Annotated in this window: 16 protein-coding genes; 10 read left to right on the plus strand and 6 right to left on the minus strand. The window is 31.5% G+C overall.

What is annotated here, in order from left to right:
• Window position 1 precedes the first annotated feature (1 nt).
• The 7 genes from Q4Q47_RS20425 (at window position 2) to Q4Q47_RS20455 (ending at window position 6040) form a co-directional block, all read left to right on the plus strand.
• Entirely contained in the window at window positions 2–595 is a 594-nt protein-coding gene (locus Q4Q47_RS20425) for a Crp/Fnr family transcriptional regulator (protein WP_303308586.1), read from the plus strand.
• A gap of 96 nt (window positions 596–691) precedes the next feature.
• Window positions 692–1045 (plus strand): nuclear transport factor 2 family protein, encoded by a 354-nt coding sequence (locus Q4Q47_RS20430; protein WP_303308587.1) that lies wholly within the window; start codon window positions 692–694, stop codon window positions 1043–1045.
• A gap of 30 nt (window positions 1046–1075) precedes the next feature.
• The gene (locus Q4Q47_RS20435; RefSeq protein ID WP_303308588.1) at window positions 1076–1654 is read left to right on the plus strand and encodes a YceI family protein; all 579 of its coding nucleotides are present in this window, start codon (window positions 1076–1078) and stop codon (window positions 1652–1654) included.
• A 339-nt stretch (window positions 1655–1993) separates the two neighbouring features.
• Window positions 1994–2605, plus strand: coding sequence for a DEAD/DEAH box helicase (locus Q4Q47_RS20440; RefSeq protein WP_303308589.1), 612 nt, complete (start codon window positions 1994–1996; stop codon window positions 2603–2605).
• Window positions 2605–3141, plus strand: coding sequence for a GNAT family N-acetyltransferase (locus Q4Q47_RS20445; protein ID WP_303308590.1), 537 nt, complete (start codon window positions 2605–2607; stop codon window positions 3139–3141). The genes Q4Q47_RS20440 and Q4Q47_RS20445 overlap by 1 nt, the downstream gene beginning before the upstream one ends.
• Window positions 3142–3210: 69 nt before the next feature.
• A complete protein-coding gene (locus tag Q4Q47_RS20450) occupies window positions 3211–4302 on the plus strand; it encodes an amidohydrolase family protein (protein WP_303308591.1) in 1092 nt (363 codons plus the stop codon).
• A gap of 118 nt (window positions 4303–4420) precedes the next feature.
• Window positions 4421–6040 (plus strand): helix-turn-helix transcriptional regulator, encoded by a 1620-nt coding sequence (locus Q4Q47_RS20455; RefSeq protein ID WP_303308592.1) that lies wholly within the window; start codon window positions 4421–4423, stop codon window positions 6038–6040.
• 451 nt (window positions 6041–6491) lie between these two features.
• On the opposite strand, the gene Q4Q47_RS20460 is transcribed toward Q4Q47_RS20455, so the two are convergent.
• From Q4Q47_RS20460 to Q4Q47_RS20485, 6 genes are all read right to left on the minus strand, one after another.
• Window positions 6492–8033, minus strand: coding sequence for an acyl-CoA carboxylase subunit beta (locus tag Q4Q47_RS20460; protein WP_303308593.1), 1542 nt, complete (start codon window positions 8031–8033; stop codon window positions 6492–6494).
• A 127-nt stretch (window positions 8034–8160) separates the two neighbouring features.
• Window positions 8161–9624 carry an acetyl-CoA carboxylase biotin carboxylase subunit gene (locus Q4Q47_RS20465; RefSeq protein ID WP_303308594.1) on the minus strand — a complete coding sequence of 488 codons (1464 nt, stop codon included), beginning with the start codon at window positions 9622–9624 and terminating at the stop codon, window positions 8161–8163.
• A gap of 100 nt (window positions 9625–9724) precedes the next feature.
• Window positions 9725–10213 carry an acetyl-CoA carboxylase biotin carboxyl carrier protein subunit gene (locus Q4Q47_RS20470; RefSeq protein ID WP_303308595.1) on the minus strand — a complete coding sequence of 163 codons (489 nt, stop codon included), beginning with the start codon at window positions 10211–10213 and terminating at the stop codon, window positions 9725–9727.
• A 144-nt stretch (window positions 10214–10357) separates the two neighbouring features.
• Window positions 10358–11035, minus strand: coding sequence for a PrsW family intramembrane metalloprotease (locus tag Q4Q47_RS20475; RefSeq protein ID WP_303308596.1), 678 nt, complete (start codon window positions 11033–11035; stop codon window positions 10358–10360).
• Window positions 11036–11059: 24 nt separating this feature from the next.
• Complete coding sequence (locus tag Q4Q47_RS20480) at window positions 11060–11614, minus strand: NUDIX hydrolase (RefSeq protein ID WP_303308597.1); 555 nt, start codon at window positions 11612–11614, stop codon at window positions 11060–11062.
• A complete protein-coding gene (locus Q4Q47_RS20485) occupies window positions 11599–12783 on the minus strand; it encodes an aminotransferase class V-fold PLP-dependent enzyme (RefSeq protein ID WP_303308598.1) in 1185 nt (394 codons plus the stop codon). The genes Q4Q47_RS20480 and Q4Q47_RS20485 overlap by 16 nt, the downstream gene beginning before the upstream one ends.
• Window positions 12784–13258: 475 nt before the next feature.
• Between Q4Q47_RS20485 and Q4Q47_RS20490 the strand changes: the two genes are divergently transcribed.
• The 3 genes from Q4Q47_RS20490 to Q4Q47_RS20500 all read left to right on the plus strand — a co-directional run bounded on the left by Q4Q47_RS20490 (window position 13259) and on the right by Q4Q47_RS20500 (window position 18401).
• Window positions 13259–13849, plus strand: coding sequence for an RNA polymerase sigma-70 factor (locus Q4Q47_RS20490; protein ID WP_303308599.1), 591 nt, complete (start codon window positions 13259–13261; stop codon window positions 13847–13849).
• A gap of 68 nt (window positions 13850–13917) precedes the next feature.
• Window positions 13918–14841 (plus strand): FecR family protein, encoded by a 924-nt coding sequence (locus Q4Q47_RS20495; RefSeq protein WP_303308600.1) that lies wholly within the window; start codon window positions 13918–13920, stop codon window positions 14839–14841.
• An 83-nt stretch (window positions 14842–14924) separates the two neighbouring features.
• Window positions 14925–18401 (plus strand): TonB-dependent receptor, encoded by a 3477-nt coding sequence (locus tag Q4Q47_RS20500; protein ID WP_303308601.1) that lies wholly within the window; start codon window positions 14925–14927, stop codon window positions 18399–18401.
• Window positions 18402–18406: the final 5 nt, after the last annotated feature.

Below are 18406 nucleotides of genomic sequence, written 5' to 3' on the forward strand. Positions count from 1 at the left end.
TATGATTAAAGAAAAAGGTCAAGCACTATTAGACTATATTAACAGATATGTTTCTTTAACAGAAGAAGAGGAAGCTATACTTCTTTCTAAAGTAACTTATAGAAAATATTTAAAAGGTCAGTTTATTGTTCAACAAGGAGATGTTTGTAAATATGAAAGTTTTGTACTATCAGGCTGTACAAAAACATTTCATGTGGATAATGAAGGACAGGAACATATCCTCATGTTTTCTATTGAAGATTGGTGGACTGCAGATATGGGAAGCTTTATTACACAAAATCCGGCTGATTATAATGTACAATGTCTGGAACATACAGAGTTGATTATGTTTTCTTATGATATTATTGAAGGTTTATATGCAGTAATTCCAAAATTAGAACGCTTTTTCAGGCAAATTATACAAAACGCATTTATAGCTTCACAAAAACGTATAGTTAGAAGTTTTAGCCTATCAGCAAAAGACAGATATGTTTACTTTAGAAATCAATACCCCAAAATAGAACAACGGATTCCTCAATACATGATTGCTTCTTATTTAGGCATTACCAAGGAATTTTTGAGTAAAATTAAGAGTGAACTTATACAGGAACAATAAAAGTTAAACTAGATTAACATGATTTCATAAACTATCTTATTTTCTACTTGAATGATGTTTAAGACCTTTGTATCATAATAATTAAAGCAATAAATTATGAATACATTAATTGAAAATATTAGTACAATAAACGATATGATTCTTCAAGGAAAAGCATTAGAAGCTTTTGATGAATTTTATCATGATGACGTTATTATGCAAGAAAATGATAATCCAGAAGTTATAGGTAAAGTAGCAAACCGCAAAAGAGAAGAAGAATTTTTTGCATCGATCACTGAATTTAGAGCTGCTCAGCCAATAAAAGTTACTGTAGGAGAAAATACAACTATGGTAGAATGGCATTTTGACTATACGCATAAAGATTGGGGTATAAAAAATTATACACAAGTTGCAGTACAAGATTGGAAAGATGGAAAAATAATTAAAGAAAAATTTTATTACGGATCATAAATTAAATCAAAAACAATTAAAAATAACAAAATGAAAAACACAGTTAAAAATTTAGTAGTATTAACAATAGTAACATTATTTACATTGTCTTTTACAGCAATAGATAAAAACAAAAAGGAGATAAAAACAGATAAAAGTAAAGTGGTATGGAAAGGTTATAAGGTAACTGGGTCTCATGAAGGAACTATTGCAATAAAATCAGGGTTTTTAAACTTTGAAGGAGATAAATTAACAGGAGGCGAGTTTGTTATAGACATGACTTCTATAAATACTACAGACATGCAAGGAGAGTATAAAGGAAAGTTGGATGGTCATTTAAAATCTGGTGATTTCTTTGATGTTGCAGCATATCCAACAGCAAAATTAGTGTTTGTTAAAGTTAAGTCTACTGGAAAAAACACTTATGAAGTTACAGGGGATTTAACTATAAAAGGTAAGACAAATCCTGTTACGTTTACTATTTCTGTTTATGGAAGTAAAGCAACTGCTTCTTTAAAAATTGATAGAACAAAGTTTGGTATAGAGTATAAATCAACAAGTTTTTTTGAAAACTTAAAAGATAAAGCTATTTATGATGAATTCGATTTAGTAACAGATTTAGAATTTTAATATAGATTGGTATTAATAGCAAGAAAGAGGCTGTCTAAAAAGTAAGTTCGATGTCATATTGAGCTTGTCGAAATATTTTTAACTACTGATAATCAATATCGGTTTCGACAGGCTCAACCTGACAAATCAAATTATAAAGATTTTTTAGACAGCCTCTTTTATTTTCACCCATTTCTTAGTGACATTTAACCCGGGTTAAGTATTAGAACTTCGTTATGAAGGTTAAAACTATAAAAAAGTAGTGAAGCGCTATAGTTTGCAGTAGTTTTAAGTTGTAATAGATTTTCTAATACTTAATCTGGGTTTAATACTATCTTTGTTCTCGTATAAAGAAAAACTATGCCATTTAAAAAGCTCATTCCTCCTTTAAAAGATACTATTACGCATAAAGGTTTTGATGAACCATTAGCATTTCAAAAACAGATCTTATCGAAAATAAAAGGAGGCACTAGTTTATTTGCTATTGCTCCTAAAGATTCTGGTAAAACAACCAGTATGGTCATAAGCGTTGTTCAGAGATTAAAATCGGCATTTGAGGATGCACCCCGTGCTTTGATTTTTGTTAAAGATAAGCAGGCAGCGCTAGCATTAGAGTTAGAATTCAATTTGTTTAAAAGAGGTACAGATTTAAGAGTTTATTGTGCTTATGAAGAACATGATATTGATATACAGCGCGATGAAATATACACTGGAACAGATATTGTCATTGCAACCCCAAAGCGTTTAAACAAAATATTTTTCTTAAATGGTATAAATTTGAACAAACTACAAATGTGTATTGTTGAAGATGCTGAGTTTCTGTTTAGAGGCCATCACTTTGCAGAGGTAACAAGAACACCGGAAAGTATAGGCAAATGTCAGTACTTAATTTTTTCAACAGCGTTTGATAAACGTTTTGAACGTTGGAAAGAATCATTTATGTACAATGCTAAAATTATCAATGCTAAATAATGAATAAGACCTTTAGAAATTTTAAAATTACTTTATTAGATACGGGTGAAAGTGAAAGGTTTTTTTATCTCATTGATAATAATAGAAGTCGTTTAGAAGATTTTTTTGCAGGTACAGTTTCTAAAACTAAAACGCTTCATGATACGATAAGCTATTGTCGTGAGATTGAACAGAAGATACTAAATAAAAGCTATTTCCCTTTTATCATAAGTGATTTGAAAACAGATACTTTTATAGGTTTAATTGATGTTAAAAATATAGATTGGAATATTCCAAAAGCAGAAATAGGTTATTTTATTGATGTTAATTATGAAGGACAAGGCGTCATTTCAAAGTCTTTAAGAAACGTTATAGAACATCTTTCTGAAGTATATCGATTTAAAAAATTATTATGTCGATCTAATAGCCGCAACATAGGTAGCATAGCTGTAGCTAAGAAAAATGGTTTCATATTAGAAGGAACGATAAAAAAAGATTATAAAACGACCAAGGGGGAGATCGTGGATTTAGATTATTATGGACGTGTTTTTAGTTAAACCCATCATAAAGTACTAGTTTGGATAAGGTAAGATATATATTTTTATGGGGAATCAAACCATTAATATATGCATACTAAAAAAATCGCCTTCATTTCATTTGCTTTTCTCTTTTCATGTTGTATAACTGCTCAAGATATATCATTCGAAGATTATAACCCTAAATCAACATTGGTTGTTCCAGGGCATATTATAAATCGTGCAAAATTTCCTTTTATTGATGTGCATGGCCATCAATATAGAATGGCAAATCAAGATTTAACACCCGTAGTAAAGGCTATGGATACTCTGAATATGAGTATTATGGTTAATTTAAGTGGACGCTCGGGTGATAATTTGAAGAAGTCCGTTCAGAACATTAATGATCATTATCCCAATCGTTTTGTGGTATTTGCAAATATTAGTTTTAATGGGAATGTTGGAAAAAAAGGGTGGATTGAAGAAACAGTAAATCAACTAGAACGCGATGTTAAAAATGGAGCACGTGGTTTAAAAGTCTACAAGGGTTTAGGATTAAGAGATAAAGATGTTCATGGAGAAAGAGTGGCTATTAATGATGCTAGACTAAATCCTATTTGGGCTAAATGTGGGGAGTTAGGGATACCGGTGCTTATTCATGCTGCAGATCCAAAGTCTTTTTGGGATGATTTTGATGGAGACAATGAGCGTTGGTTGGAGTTAAAAACGCATCCACGTAGAAAACGAAGCGCTACGAACCCAGCACCATGGGAGCAAATTATTGCGGAGCAACATAATATGTTTAAAAATCATCCTAAAACCATATTCATTAATGCTCATATGGGATGGTATGCTAATAATCTAGGTAAATTAGGCGCGTTATTGGATGCTATACCAAATATGAATGTTGGAATTGCCGCTATTATAGCAGAATTAGGTAGACAACCTCGATTTGCTAAAGAATTCTTTATAAAATACCAAGACCGTATTTTGTTTGGAAAGGATAGCTGGAAACCCAATGAGTTTCCAACTTATTTTAGAGTTTTAGAGAGTAAAGATGAATACTTTCCATACCATAAAAAATATCATGCCTTTTGGCCTATGTATGGCATGGATTTACCTGATGATGTGTTAAAAAAAGTCTATTACAAAAATGCATTACGTATTGTTCCGGGATTAGATAAAAGTTTGTTTCCAAATTAAAATGACCATGGAAAGCTACTATTTGTGAGGGTTTTCCTGTGTAATGAATTTGTAATATTCAACCAAAATTAAAAATAATTACATATTTTTACAAAGAGACAAATTCTAGAATAAAATTTTGATAAAACGCAAATTTCGATTAGAAAGCAAGCTATTTTGTATTAGTATAGCTCTATTGTTTTTTAGCGCTTTTTGTTATGGTCAAAGTTCAAGTGACTATGAGCGATTTGTCGATTCTGCCGATGTATATATAGATATCAGCACAGAAAAAGCAATTGCTTTTTTAGACTCTATTCCACAGCCAGTTAATGATTACATTACTGAAGGGCTTCCCAATTATTATGTTATAAAATCTTTGATTTATGACGAGAATAACGATGAAATAAAATCATATCAAAGTTGTGTTTTAGCACTGAAGCATGCCTTGGAAGTGGAGAACTACAAGATTGCAGGAGAAGCTAGTTTGGAATTATTTTATAGCCTTTATTATGTTAAAAAAGATACTACAGCTTATGAGTATTTAAAAAAAGCCAGAACGTATTATGAATTATCCGATTATGCCTACGGTGATTTTGAGGTTGATCTAACCTATGCGTATGCTAAATTTCTTGATGGAGAACATAAAGCATGTAATAGTCTGTTATTAGAAAATTTAGATACATATAAAAAAGCCAAAGATGATGCATATTTTTATATGTTTGCAACGAGTATGTTAGCGTCTAATTATTTAACTTCTAAAAATTTAGACTCGGCTTATACTCATTTTGATGCCTTTAAAGCTTTAAAGGATAACCCTACTATAGTTTCATATAACTACGCATCTTTTGAATCCATTATAGATGTGTCTTTTGCTGAGTTTTATTTTGAAAAAAAGCAAATGGATTCTACATTTCATTATCTATCAAAATCATCTAAGAGTAGAGATTTTATGACGGAGGATGTTGAAGAAGATTATTTAAAACTATATGCTGATTCTTATAGATTTTCCGGCAATATAGAAATGGCAAAAGCTTATATGGATTCTTTAGCAATTTTTGAAAACAAAATGTATGAGAGGATCATGAAAACTAGTTTTCAAATAAATAACGATCTTGTTAAAACGGAATTTGAATTAAAAGCTGTCAGTGATGAAAAGTATTTCAATGGTATATTGGTCGTTGTTTTGTTGCTTATTTTAACGGTTTCAAGCTTTATATATATGTACATTTATAGAAAGCAAAGGCTAAAAACAATCATTTTAAGTGATCAAACAAGAAATAATTTATCATATTTAAAATCTAATAATGAAAAATTGGTTGTAAAAGTTCAAGGCTTAGAAGACTATATATATAACTTAAAAAAAGAAGTAAAGAAAATATCAACAATAGGAGAGCTCCCTACACAACGTGAAAAAATTAAAGAACTATATAAAGCCTTACACCTTAATTCTTCAACAATTTTAGATAAAAGTGAAAGTCATTTAGATTTGGTTAATGATCTGAACGTTAATTTTTTCCAAAAAATAAATAAAATGTACCCGCAATTAAATAATTCAGAAATTATTATTTGTTATTACCTGCATGTTGGTTTTAAGAATAAAGAAATTGCGGTCTTCTTAAATACATCGGTAAGAGCAGTTGAAAGTAAACGTTATCGTATTACTAAAAAGATTCATATTGATAAAGAAAAAACAACATTGGTAGAACATCTTAATGATACTTTTAGATGTTCAGAAAACTCAGAAGAAATACTGAATTAAGCTTTTTATATTTTTAGTAATTCTAAATTAAAAAAAACAAAAAAATATTCGTTTCACATATTTTGAGTAGAAAATGAGTAGTTGTTTATTCTTTATTATTAGGGTAGTTTGTGATATTTGTAGAGCTATTAATCAACATTAATCTGCCGTTTATTATTACCTACTTAAACTTGTTTTTTATAGGTTAGCAGAAATTATGATTTATAATGAAAAAGGTAGATCGTATTTTGGTATTTAAAACAAAAAAAGTTGTGGGATTTATTTCAAATAAACTAACTTATATCTGTAAAGATATAGTTTACTTATAAAGTTTATTTGGTTGGATAGTAAAAAGGAGTCTGTTACAGACTCCTTTTTTATTAATAATATTCTATAGTTATTTATTAATAAATACCCTTTTACAAACATAGGATGACAAAATGTATTACTTTACTTTTTAGACCTTTTTTAGTTATAAAGGTATGTTTCCGTGTTTCCTTTTAGGAGTATCAACATGCTTGTCTTCTAACATGGCAAAAGCTTTAATAAGTTTTCTTCGTGTGTTTTCAGGCAAAATAACTTCATCAATAAAGCCGCGTCTTGCCGCTCTATATGGGTTGGCAAATTTATCTGCATATTCGGCTTCTTTCTCTGCCAATTTTTCAGCAGGATCATCAGCAGCAGCAATTTCTCGCTTAAAAATAATTTCACTAGCACCTTTTGCTCCCATAACGGCAATTTCTGCCCCAGGCCACGCATAATTTAAATCAGCTCCGATGTGTTTAGAATTCATAACATCGTAAGCACCCCCATAGGCTTTTCTTGTAATAACAGTTACTCGAGGTACGGTCGCTTCACTCAAGGCATATAATAATTTTGCTCCATTAACAATAATGCCATTCCATTCTTGGTCGGTTCCTGGTAAAAAGCCAGGGACGTCAACAAGTACCAGCAGCGGGATATTAAAACAATCACAAAACCGTGTAAAACGTGCCGCTTTTTTTGAGCTTTTTACGCCTAGTACACCTGCCAAAAACATAGGTTGGTTGGCAACAATACCAATACTTCGCCCGCCAAGTCTTGCAAAACCAACAATAATATTTTCAGCATAGTCTTTATGGATTTCATAAAAAGAGTCATCATCAATGATACCAGCAATAACGGCATGCATATCATAAGGTTTATTAGGATTGTCTGGTACAATAGCTGATAAATGGTCTCTTACTTCATCTTTCAACTCAAAATTCAATTTTTTAGGTGTTTCAGTATTGTTTTGAGGCAAGTAACTCAATAGTTTTTTTATATCTTCTAAACACTCAATATCATTAGCGGAGGTTTTATGTGCGACACCAGATTTAGAAGCATGCGTATGGGCACCACCCAATTCTTCGCTAGTTACTTCTTCATTGGTAACCGTTTTAACAACGTTTGGACCCGTTACAAACATATAGCTTGTGTTTTCTACCATTATGGTAAAATCGGTCATAGCAGGGGAGTAGACCGCTCCACCGGCACAGGGCCCCATAATAGCAGAAATTTGGGGTATTACTCCAGAGGTTTGTACATTTCTATAAAATATATCTGCATAGCCGCCAAGAGACCGAACTCCTTCTTGAATACGTGCCCCACCAGAATCGTTTAGTCCAATGATTGGAGCTCCAACCTTAACAGCTAGATCCATGATTTTGCATATTTTTTCAGCATGGGTTTCTGATAAAGCCCCCCCAAAAACGGTAAAGTCTTGTGCATACACATATACTAATCTACCATTTACAGTTCCATAGCCAGTAATAACACCATCACCAAAATAGATGTCATTTTCCATACCAAAATCTGTAGTTCTATGAGTGACTAGAACACCAATCTCTTCAAAAGAACCTTCATCCATGAAATAATTAACACGTTCTCTTGCTGTGAGTTTCTTTTTTTCGTGTTGTTTATCAATGCGTTTTTGGCCGCCACCTAAATGGGCTAAAGCAATGCGTTCGTTTAGTTTGTTTATTTTTGAATCCATAGGTTAGTGCTTTGTTATACTGCGCTACGCGCAGAATCTATTTGTTATTTGTGGAGTTCCACATCATACTTCGGCAAGATTTACTTGCTATCTTCAAAACAAAATATATTTTGTTCTTCGATAATACTTAGTAAGGGAATGCGGAATAACCATTATTAGGTGTTCTTAGTAATTTTTGATCTTCTATATATTGTTTTACAGCAATTAAAGCAGCAATTTTTGCTTCTTTCTCTGTTTCTTCTTTTAGTGCTTCTGGTGAGTAGTAATTTTTAACAAAATGGGTGTCGAAATTTCCAGAACGGAATGCCTCATGTTCACAAACATATTTTCCAAAAGGAAGGGTCGTTTGAACACCTTCAACATGATAATTATCAATAGCTTTTATCATAAGTTGGATGGCTTCATCTCTTGTTTTTCCATAAGTAATCAATTTAGAAAGCATCGGGTCGTAATAAATGGGAATATCCATATTTTCTTCAAAACCATTATCGACGCGAATGCCATTACCTGAAGGAAGTTTATAAACATCTAAATGTCCAACACTTGGTAAAAAATCATTTAATGGATCCTCAGCATAAACACGTAATTCTAGCGCATGTCCATTAATTTCTAAATCACCTTGTTTTAATGGAAGAACTTCACCACGGGCCACAAGTATTTGAAGCTCTACCAAATCAACACCAGAAATTAATTCTGAAACGGGATGCTCTACTTGTAATCTGGTATTCATTTCTAAGAAATAGAAGTTATGTTCTGCATCTAATAAAAACTCGACAGTTCCAGCACCTAAATAATCACAAGATTTAGCAACTTTAATAGCTGCTTCTCCCATTTTTTCTCTTAATTCTGGAGTTAAAACTGATGAGGGTGCTTCTTCAACTACTTTTTGATGACGACGTTGGATACTACATTCACGTTCAAAAAAATGTAATATATTTCCATGACTATCTGCCATCACTTGAATTTCTATATGACGTGGAGAAGTCACGTACTTCTCAATAAAAACAGAACCGTCACCAAAAGCAGAAGTCGCTTCGCTAATAGCTCGATTCATTTGAGATTCTAAATCGCTTTCTTTTTCTACAATCCGCATGCCTTTTCCACCACCACCAGCTGATGCTTTAATAAGTATAGGAAACCCTATTTCTTTAGCAATAGCTTTAGCCTTGACAACATCTGTTATCGCTTCATCAATTCCAGGAACCATAGGGATATTATAATGCTTAACAGCTTCTTTTGCAGCTAATTTACTCCCCATAATTTTAATAGCCTTAGATCTTGGACCAATAAAAATGATGCTATTTTGTTCGCATAATTCTGCAAAACCGGCATTTTCACTTAAAAAACCATACCCAGGATGTATACCATCTACACTAAGTTGTTTAGCAACCTCAATAATTTTATCGCCTCTAAGGTAAGATTGATTAGATGGCGCTTCTCCAATATATACGGCTTCATCTGCAAATTTTACGTGAGGAGCATTTCTATCAGCTGTAGAATAGACAGCTACTGTTTTTATGCCCATTTTTTGAGCAGTTTTCATAACTCTTATGGCAATTTCACCTCTATTTGCTACTAGTATTTTTTTCATAATAAATAAATTAAGCCATGAATACACATTGTATAATGTAATCGTGTGTATAAAAAATTTATGCTTTCATATTTTTGAAAACGCACTTTATAAATACGCATTATGCGTCGAACTCAATTATTAGTTGATTTTTCTCTACGGCATCTCCTTTATTTACAGAAATAGATTTAATAATTCCATTACATGGAGAAGTAATAATATTTTCCATTTTCATAGCTTCAAGAATAAAAAGAGGGTCATCTTCCTTCACTTCCTGATTTGTCTTTACATTTATTTCTAAAATAAGCCCAGGCATTGGTGCTTTAACAGAATCTATATGTTTTGAAGACCCAATAGCAAACCCCATTTCTTTTATTAAAATGTCTAAATTATTTGAAATATTAATTTCATATGTATTACCATTAACCTTTACTTTATATGATTTTTTATTGAAATCGGCTCGTGTAATCTCAGCTTTATACGATTTGTTTTGCTCAAGAATATGAAATTTTGATTCTGAAATTTGTAACGCGTCAAGATTTGAAATATCACTATTATTAATTTCAAAATCAAAAGTATTATTTACGGAGGTTTTGAAAGTTTTACTCATCAGTGTCTTGAATTAATTAGTAGTAAATATATGAATTTTATACACCAAATTTTGTTTTATAAAGCTTAGTATAGCTATTGAGGTCGTTAAAAATATCAAAAAAATATAACCTAATTTATGAGATAAATCATGTTTCAAAAGAACTTATGAAACATTAAAATTAGAATTTTGTTGATGACGTATGATAGCTTTTCGAGCAAGAAAGATCCCAATAAAAAGTGATATAAATGCACCTATCCATATACCCGGTACAAAATCTATAAATAAGAAAAAATCGTAAGCCCCATGAAATATAGTAGCGGATAGTAAACCAACAAGGTTTAAACTAATTCTATTCTTTGAAAATTTTGCTTTACCCATATAAAAGCCCATTAGGATTCCAAATGTAGCATGTGCAGGAACCGCAGTAAAAGCTCTTAATAAAGCTGTTTGATAACCTCCCTCTAGTACATAAAAAATATTTTCGGTGGCAGCAAAACCCATAGATACCATAACAGCATAGGCTATACCATCAAATGGTTCGTTGAATTCTTTATGTGTTTGGGCATAATAGCGAACAATGATGTATTTACTAAACTCTTCGGTTAAACCAACAACAAAAAAGGCTTTAATAAATTGTTGAAAAATACTTGTATTGTTAGGAAGGGGCAAGACAATATCAAATACATAATATAAAATAGTTGTAATGACTACACTTACTATAGCACCTAAAAGAAAGTTGTAAAAAAGCAAGCGTTTGGGTTCTTTTTCATATTTATCTTTAAAATAGATATATAGAATAATTATGAATACAGGAGCCATGGCTAGAAGAAGTAGGTTCATTTTATAAAGATGCTTAAATAGAGGTTAATTTATAGTTTCAATGATGTTTTGTAATACCAACTCGTAGTATGATTTGTTAGAAGGGGAAAAGTGATTATCGTTGTTCCCAATATTTTTAATGAGCGCTTTAAAATTTGAAAAAGAAACTAATTTAAGTGCCTTAACTTCTTCCTCCTGAGGAGATAATTTTGAAATCGGAACTTTCAACTCACAAATAAATGTGTTATGGAATTCGTTATCTATAATACCATTTTCATAGGTTTGAAAGCATTTAAAAACACCTATTTCTTTTAAATCATTTTCAGAAATTGATAACCCAATTTCTTCTCTGGTTTCTCTTATGGCTGCTTGTTTTATAGTTTCTCCTGTATCTACATGACCAGCAACAGATACATCCCACATCAATGGACAAACCATTTTTTTTGCAGAACGTTGAGACAATAAAATGGTACCTTTTATAGTATAAAGCCAAATATGAGCCGTATTGTGATAATAGCCTTTTTGATGAATAATAGATTTTAATTCGGATTCTCCAGTAGGCCTTCCTTCTTTGGTGACTATATCTATGTATTCGTCCATTCTTGGATTTTTTTTAAGTGTATAGATAAACAATCAACAAGAGGTTCAAAATCTTTAGACGTATTAAATAGATGACAAGAAATTCTAATAAAATTTCCTCTAAACGACACAAAAATATTTTTGCTTAATAAATCTTTTTGTAATGCTTGAAGGTCTAACCCATTTGGTAATTCAATTCCGAACAAATGATGTGTTCTATGGTTTGAGTTTTCAATATAGCAACCTAGTTTATCTAGTTTTTCAATTGCTTCAAAGGAAATAGATTCACAATAGTTTTGTATGGCTTTTGGCGTCCATTCTAAAATTTGCTTTAAAGCTGCAATTTGCATCTTTACATAAATAAAGTTTCCACTTTCACCTACAGAATATCGACTTGCCAAAGGTTTGTATTGAGGCTCATAATTAGTTAATCTTGCAAAATTCTCACTATGCAACCTATTTGCCCAATTTTCTTCTAAGGGTGAGCCGTTATCAAAATAATCCCCATAATAAGCATAAGCACAACCGTAAGGTCCAAAAAGCCATTTGTAACCAGCACAAATAAGTGCATCTGGTTGAATCTCTCTTACAGAGAAAGGTAAGGCTCCTACAGATTGAGATCCATCTATAATTAAAAGCGCATTTTGTGATTTAGTTTTTTCTCGAATAGACTTTAAATCAAATAATGTTCCATTTGACCAATGTATATTGCCCATGGCAACTACAGCAGTTTTACTATTTATAGCATTTAAAATGGATTCATTCCATGATTTTGCACGATTGGTTTTTGACTCTGGAATGCTTACCGTTTTTAGCGTAGCGTTATATTTTTCTGCTAGTTTTTGCCATGAATATACATTGCTTGGAAATTGCTCAGCTATAATTAGAATTTCATCTCCAGATTTTAGTTTAATATTATTGGCTACTGTTGCAATGCCATAAGAGACCGAAGGCATGGTAGCTATACGGTTATAATCGGCTACTTCTATAAGTTGTGCGAATAATTTTTTAAGCTCAGAAACAGGTTCAAAATAATCTAGAGTTTTAATTGTATAAGGAAGACTTTTTTGTTTTAAACCTTCTAAGCCAGCTTGATAAATGGCTTTAAAAGAAGGCGATTGACTTGCTATATTTAAATAGGTGATTTCCAGGGGAATATCAAATAAATGTTTCTGATCTTGTAACAGCATAAATAGGTTTTATTTAATCGAAAAAAATTCTCCGGTGCTTAGCGTCGGAGTTTCCATTGAAATTGTCATTCCCGTGAAATCGGGAATCTAAATAACATAGTTTCGGTTTTTGACCAAAAAGGTCAAAGCTTGTGCTCAACTTGATTGGGTATGAAACGGGCGAAATACCTTTATGCTTCTGCTTCAAGTATAGTTTCGTTTCAGCGAAATTATTTTATTCGTTAAAACTACTAAAGTTTATTGAAAATTAATAGAAAGAAATCATCATTATAAAAATTTATAAACCTGTAATACCAATCAAGTTCATGATGACGAATACTTTATGATTAATTACGGGTAATTAAACTTTTTAATGAGCCAAAAGAACAATCTTGTTTTTCAGGCAAGTATTGCTTTGTCATATTAGAACTACATTGTTTAGCATAATATTAAAAAAAGCTACTAATCATTAGTAAATGTGTAAAACTTTTTTAAATTGCACCAATTAATTAACCATTTTATCAAAACGAAACAAAACAAAACGATCCCTATAAATCAAACAAAGACAAAAGATTTGTTTGATTTATTATACGATTTGCATTACTCCTTATTATTCCAAATTGTAAAGCAATATATGCCTACAAATGAGGATGCAGAAGAAGTATTACAAGACGTTTTTATGAAAATTTGGAATAATATGGACCAAATTGATATGAATAAAAATGTTACAGGTTATTTGTTTAGAGTGACAAGAAATACATGTCTCGATTTTTTACGAAGTAAAAGACATGCACTGGCATTAGAAACAAACTCTCTTCAACAAAAAAACTTATTAAATTTTCATGCTTTAACCAATAATACGGCTTCTACAATAATTGAGAATGAGCTTATAGCAATAATTGATGAAAGCGTACAGTTACTACCTGAAAAATGCCGCCTTGTCTTTATGAAAAGTAGATTTGAAGGGTTAAAACATAAGCAAATTTCATCAGAACTTAATATATCTACAAAAACCGTAGAGAATCATATTTCAAAGGCAATCAAGCATTTACGAATCTCTTTAAGAGATTATTTACCTTTTTTATAATTTCTTTTTAAAATAGGACTAGGGGATACTTTAATTATTATACGTATTATATATATAAGGTAATATGTATGAGTAATAAAAAGGTATTAAAACTTATTAAGGGACAGCTTTCTCCTGAAGAGGAAAAAGAAGTCATTGATTGGTTGTTTAATAACCCCAAAAGAAGGGAGCAATATGAAATCCTTAAAGCTAAGCATGTTGCCGCAAGTTTAAGAAAAAGCAAAAAGACAACTTTTAAAAAGTTTTACAGATATGCAGCTCTTTTAGCAGTGATATTAACGTCGTCTATCTTAACTTGGCATGTAGTTGTAAAGAATAGTATTAGTACAATTCCTAGTAATTCATTAGTATTAATAACGACACAAAAAGCCGAAAAAAAAGAAATCATTTTAGAAGACAGTACAAAAATAACCTTAAACGCCAACAGTGTCTTGTCTTACCCAAAGCACTTTAGTGGAAATACTAGAGAGGTGGCAATAAAAGGAGAAGCCTTTTTTGAGGTTACAAAAAATACAGAAAAACCTTTTATAGTTACGACAGAGGATGGCATGAAAATTAAAGTGTTAGGAACTTCTTTTAACGTTAAATCCTACTCTGAAGATAAAAATGTAGAAACCACATTAGTAACTGGAAAAGTAAAAGTTATTGAAGAAAATAAAAATACGGTAGTGGAGTTGTCACCTTCACAAAAGGCTACTTATATAAAAAAAGAGGACAAAATGATTGTAGAAAAAGTAGATGTTAAAAACTTTACTTCATGGAAGGAAGGGAAACTAATCTACAATGATACCCCCATGCGACAAGTTATTAAAGACCTTGAAAGGACTTATGATTTAAAGTTTGATGTAACATCTAACAAAATACTTGATTATAAATATAAAGGCGAGTTTGATAATTTAGATATCAAACAAATATTAGATTTATTTGAGGTGTCATCGCCTATAACCTATTCAATACAGAACAACATTATAAGATTAAACATTCAAAAATAAAAGGGTAAGTGTTGCAGCACTCACCCTTTAAGCTAATTATTTAACACCGAAAGTAGTATTAACAATTAAAACCAAACAAAAGTATGAAAAAAAAGCAACACTTTTTTTCAAAAATCCCTATTCTTAGGATTATGAAAATCTATTTAGTTTTACTTTGCATTACGTTTACTAAAATCTTTGCGAGTGATGCTCATTCGCAAAACATTACGTTAAATGCAGAAAATGTAAAAATCAAAAAGATTCTTACAGAAATTGAACACAAAAGTGATTTTAGTTTCTTTTACAATAGTAGTATTGTAAACGTGAGCTTAAAAAAATCTTTAGCGGTTAAAGATATCAAAATTGATGATGTATTAAATCTATTATTTAATAATACAAATATAGATTACAGTTTTGTACGAAACCAAATCATATTATTTCCTAAAGATAGGCCAGAATTAAAACTAAAAATCGAACGAATTCTTGATAAAAAAGAGACCATAATTACTTCGTCGTTAACTCCAAAAATGGTTGATGAGTATATTAAATCTATACTACAAACTAAAGTCAGCGGTCAGGTTATTGGTGCTAATGGAATCCCTTTACCTGGAGTATCCGTATTAGTAAAAGGGACCTCCAAAGGGACTTCTACAGATTTTGATGGAAACTATTCTCTAAGCGTAGAAAACTCTGATGCTATTTTAGTGTTTTCTTATATAGGGTATACGACACGAGAAATTTCCATTAACAATCAGAATGTTATTAATGTAACGCTAACCGAAAATACATCTCAATTAGATGAAGTCGTTATCGTTGGTTATGGTGCTCAGAAAAAAGTAAATCTTACAGGATCTATTGCTACCATAAAATCAGATGATATTGTTAAAAACAATACAGCTAATGTAAGTAGTGCATTATCTGGACGATTGGCTGGTGTGGTAACAATTCAAAGCTCTGGTGAGCCGGGAAGTGATGCATCAACAATTAGAATTCGAGGATTAAGTTCTTTAAATTCAAATTCACCGTTGATATTAGTTGATGGCATACAAAGAACATTAAATAATATTAATGCTAATGATATTGAAAGTATAAGTGTATTAAAAGATGCAGCAGCAGCGGCTATCTATGGTATGCGAGCTAGTAATGGTGTGGTTTTAATCACAACAAAAAGGGGTAAAGGTAAAACCAAACTCAATGTAAATCTGTATTCTGGATTACAAGAATCTACCAGAATGCCTAATTTTTTAGATTCGTTTAATTATGCAACGCTATTAAATGAAGCTAATGTAAATGATGGTGTCCCAGAAGGTTATACGGCAGATGATTTACAAAAATTTAGAGATGGAACAAGCCCGGATACACACCCGAATACCGATTGGATAGGTGAATCATTAGATAATAATTCTGCTATACACTCCATTGATATATCAGCAAGTGGCAGCACTGAAAATAATAAGATAAAATATTTTACCTCATTAGGTTATTTATACCAGGATGCGATATATGACAATAATGATTTTGATCGCTTTAATTTTAGAACGAATCTTGATATTCAGTTAAATGAAAACATAAACTTGTCGACAGATTTTAGTGGTAATCTAGAGTCTAGAAATAGACCAGGGATTGAAGCAGCAACTTTGTTTTCAAATATTATGCGAACGCCTCCTACTGAGGTAAATCAATATTCAAATGGAGGGTATTCTAGTTTTAGTTTACAACCAAGAATAAGTAACAGTGGGTATTCTAAACTTCAAGATTTTGAATTTCAATCTAAAATAGCATTACATATTCAGTTTCCTTTTTTAAAAGGCTTAAGTTTTACAGGGCAAGTCGCTTATGATAGAGGCGCAGGCGGAAACAATAATGAAAGAAATAATTTTAGAGGAAGTGTAACTAATTTTACCATTCCTACTTCTTACACAACTTTTGATGCAAATACTGGTGAGTTTTCCCTGAGTACACCATCAGATCGTGGAGAAACTGCTAGCTTGTTTGAAAGTCGTGCTAGAGGGTACAAATTAACCACAGAAGGTATATTAAGTTATGATACGGTTATTGATAAGCATGAATTGGGAGCTAAACTCATTTATTCAAAAACAACTTCTGAATATAGCTTTTTAAGTGCAGGTATAAGCAATATATTGGGTACTTCTGTAGATTTATTTGTTGCTGGTGATGCCGAAACAAGATCGATATCTAATGGAAGGTGGTCATCAGGAATATTAGGATATGCCGGACGATTTACCTATGCTTATGATAATAAGTATTTATTTGAGTTTAATGGCAGATATGATGGGTCATATAAATTTAGTAAAGATTCTAGATTTGGTTTTTTTCCTTCACTTTCATTAGCATGGAGGATTTCTGAAGAAGGGTTTTTGAGCAATTCAAACGTTATCAATAACTTAAAAATTCGAGCATCCTATGGTGAGTTAGGAAGTGATGTGGGAATAGGTGATTTTAGATATTTAGAAGTTTTTGGATTTGGTGGGGCATTTGTAGATAATAGTAGTGTTTCTCAATCCATAACAAGTAATGGCATACCAGATTTAAATACCACATGGGAAAAAGCAAAGACTTACAATCTTGGTGTTGAACTAGGTTTATGGAACAATTTATTCACCTTAGAAACTGATGTTTATTATAAACGTACATCAGACATTTTGGCTACGAGAGCATTACAAGTGCCTGATACTTTTGGAGCTACATTACCAAGAGAAAATATTGGAGTGGTAGATAACAAGGGACTTGAAATTATTTTAAACCATAGAAATAGAATAAAAGAACTAGACTATTTTGTTAATTTTAATTTTGGTTATGCAAAGAATGAAATAATTGATATCGCCGAAGCGGAGGATGTTGATCCATTACGCAGGCTTACGGGTAGGCAAATACAAGCAGGATCTCGTATTGGTTACATAGCAGAAGGCTTGTTTTTAACCCAGCAAGAGATAGACGATTTAAATACTAATGCACCAGGAGGCACATACCAAACTCAAAACCCTCAACCAGGAGATATAAAATATGCAGACATTACCGGAGATGGTGTCGTTAATAGCGATGATAGAACCGTTATAGGAAAAGGAAATGTACCAGAAATTACTTTTGGTTTAAATCTTGGGTTTAATTATAAGCAATTTGATTTTTCTGCATTGTTTCAAGGCGCAGCAAATTTTGACATGTACTTATCTAATGAAGCAGCTTGGGCATTTTTTAATGGAGGGAAAGTATTTGATAGACATTTAGGTCGTGCACAAATTGGTACAGATGGTAATGTAACGAATGTTAACGCAAGTTACCCTAGATTGACTTTAACAAGTAATGCCGTAAACGAACGTTTTTCATCATATTGGTTAGTGCCAGGAGATTATCTGCGTTTTAAAAATGTAGAAATTGGTTATACACTGCCTGAAAATGTTACTAAAAAAATAGGTTTAGATAGATTAAGAATCTATTTAAATGGTAGAAACCTAGTAACATGGTCTAAAATAAAACATTTAGATCCTGAAAACCCTCAAGCAAGAGGTCGGTTTTATCCACAACAAAAGGTTTATAATTTAGGTTTTAACATACAATTTTAAAGGCA

It is taken from the genome of Flavivirga spongiicola, assembly GCF_030540825.1.
GTDB lineage: Bacteria > Bacteroidota > Bacteroidia > Flavobacteriales > Flavobacteriaceae > Flavivirga > Flavivirga spongiicola.

Bases quoted from the DNA above. Each gene is read 5' to 3' on its own strand.
- Q4Q47_RS20475 (WP_303308596.1), bottom strand. From the start codon at position 11,035: ATGAACCTACTTCTTCTAGCCATGGCTCCTGTATTCATAATTATTCTA.
- Q4Q47_RS20450 (WP_303308591.1), top strand. From the start codon at position 3,211: ATGCATACTAAAAAAATCGCCTTCATTTCATTTGCTTTTCTCTTTTCA.
- Q4Q47_RS20425 (WP_303308586.1), top strand. From the start codon at position 2: ATGATTAAAGAAAAAGGTCAAGCACTATTAGACTATATTAACAGATAT.
- Q4Q47_RS20495 (WP_303308600.1), top strand. From the start codon at position 13,918: ATGAGTAATAAAAAGGTATTAAAACTTATTAAGGGACAGCTTTCTCCT.
- Q4Q47_RS20465 (WP_303308594.1), bottom strand. From the start codon at position 9,624: ATGAAAAAAATACTAGTAGCAAATAGAGGTGAAATTGCCATAAGAGTT.
- Q4Q47_RS20430 (WP_303308587.1), top strand. From the start codon at position 692: ATGAATACATTAATTGAAAATATTAGTACAATAAACGATATGATTCTT.
- Q4Q47_RS20440 (WP_303308589.1), top strand. From the start codon at position 1,994: ATGCCATTTAAAAAGCTCATTCCTCCTTTAAAAGATACTATTACGCAT.
- Q4Q47_RS20485 (WP_303308598.1), bottom strand. From the start codon at position 12,783: ATGCTGTTACAAGATCAGAAACATTTATTTGATATTCCCCTGGAAATC.
- Q4Q47_RS20500 (WP_303308601.1), top strand. From the start codon at position 14,925: ATGAAAAAAAAGCAACACTTTTTTTCAAAAATCCCTATTCTTAGGATT.
- Q4Q47_RS20435 (WP_303308588.1), top strand. From the start codon at position 1,076: ATGAAAAACACAGTTAAAAATTTAGTAGTATTAACAATAGTAACATTA.
- Q4Q47_RS20445 (WP_303308590.1), top strand. From the start codon at position 2,605: ATGAATAAGACCTTTAGAAATTTTAAAATTACTTTATTAGATACGGGT.
- Q4Q47_RS20460 (WP_303308593.1), bottom strand. From the start codon at position 8,033: ATGGATTCAAAAATAAACAAACTAAACGAACGCATTGCTTTAGCCCAT.
- Q4Q47_RS20470 (WP_303308595.1), bottom strand. From the start codon at position 10,213: ATGAGTAAAACTTTCAAAACCTCCGTAAATAATACTTTTGATTTTGAA.
- Q4Q47_RS20480 (WP_303308597.1), bottom strand. From the start codon at position 11,614: ATGGACGAATACATAGATATAGTCACCAAAGAAGGAAGGCCTACTGGA.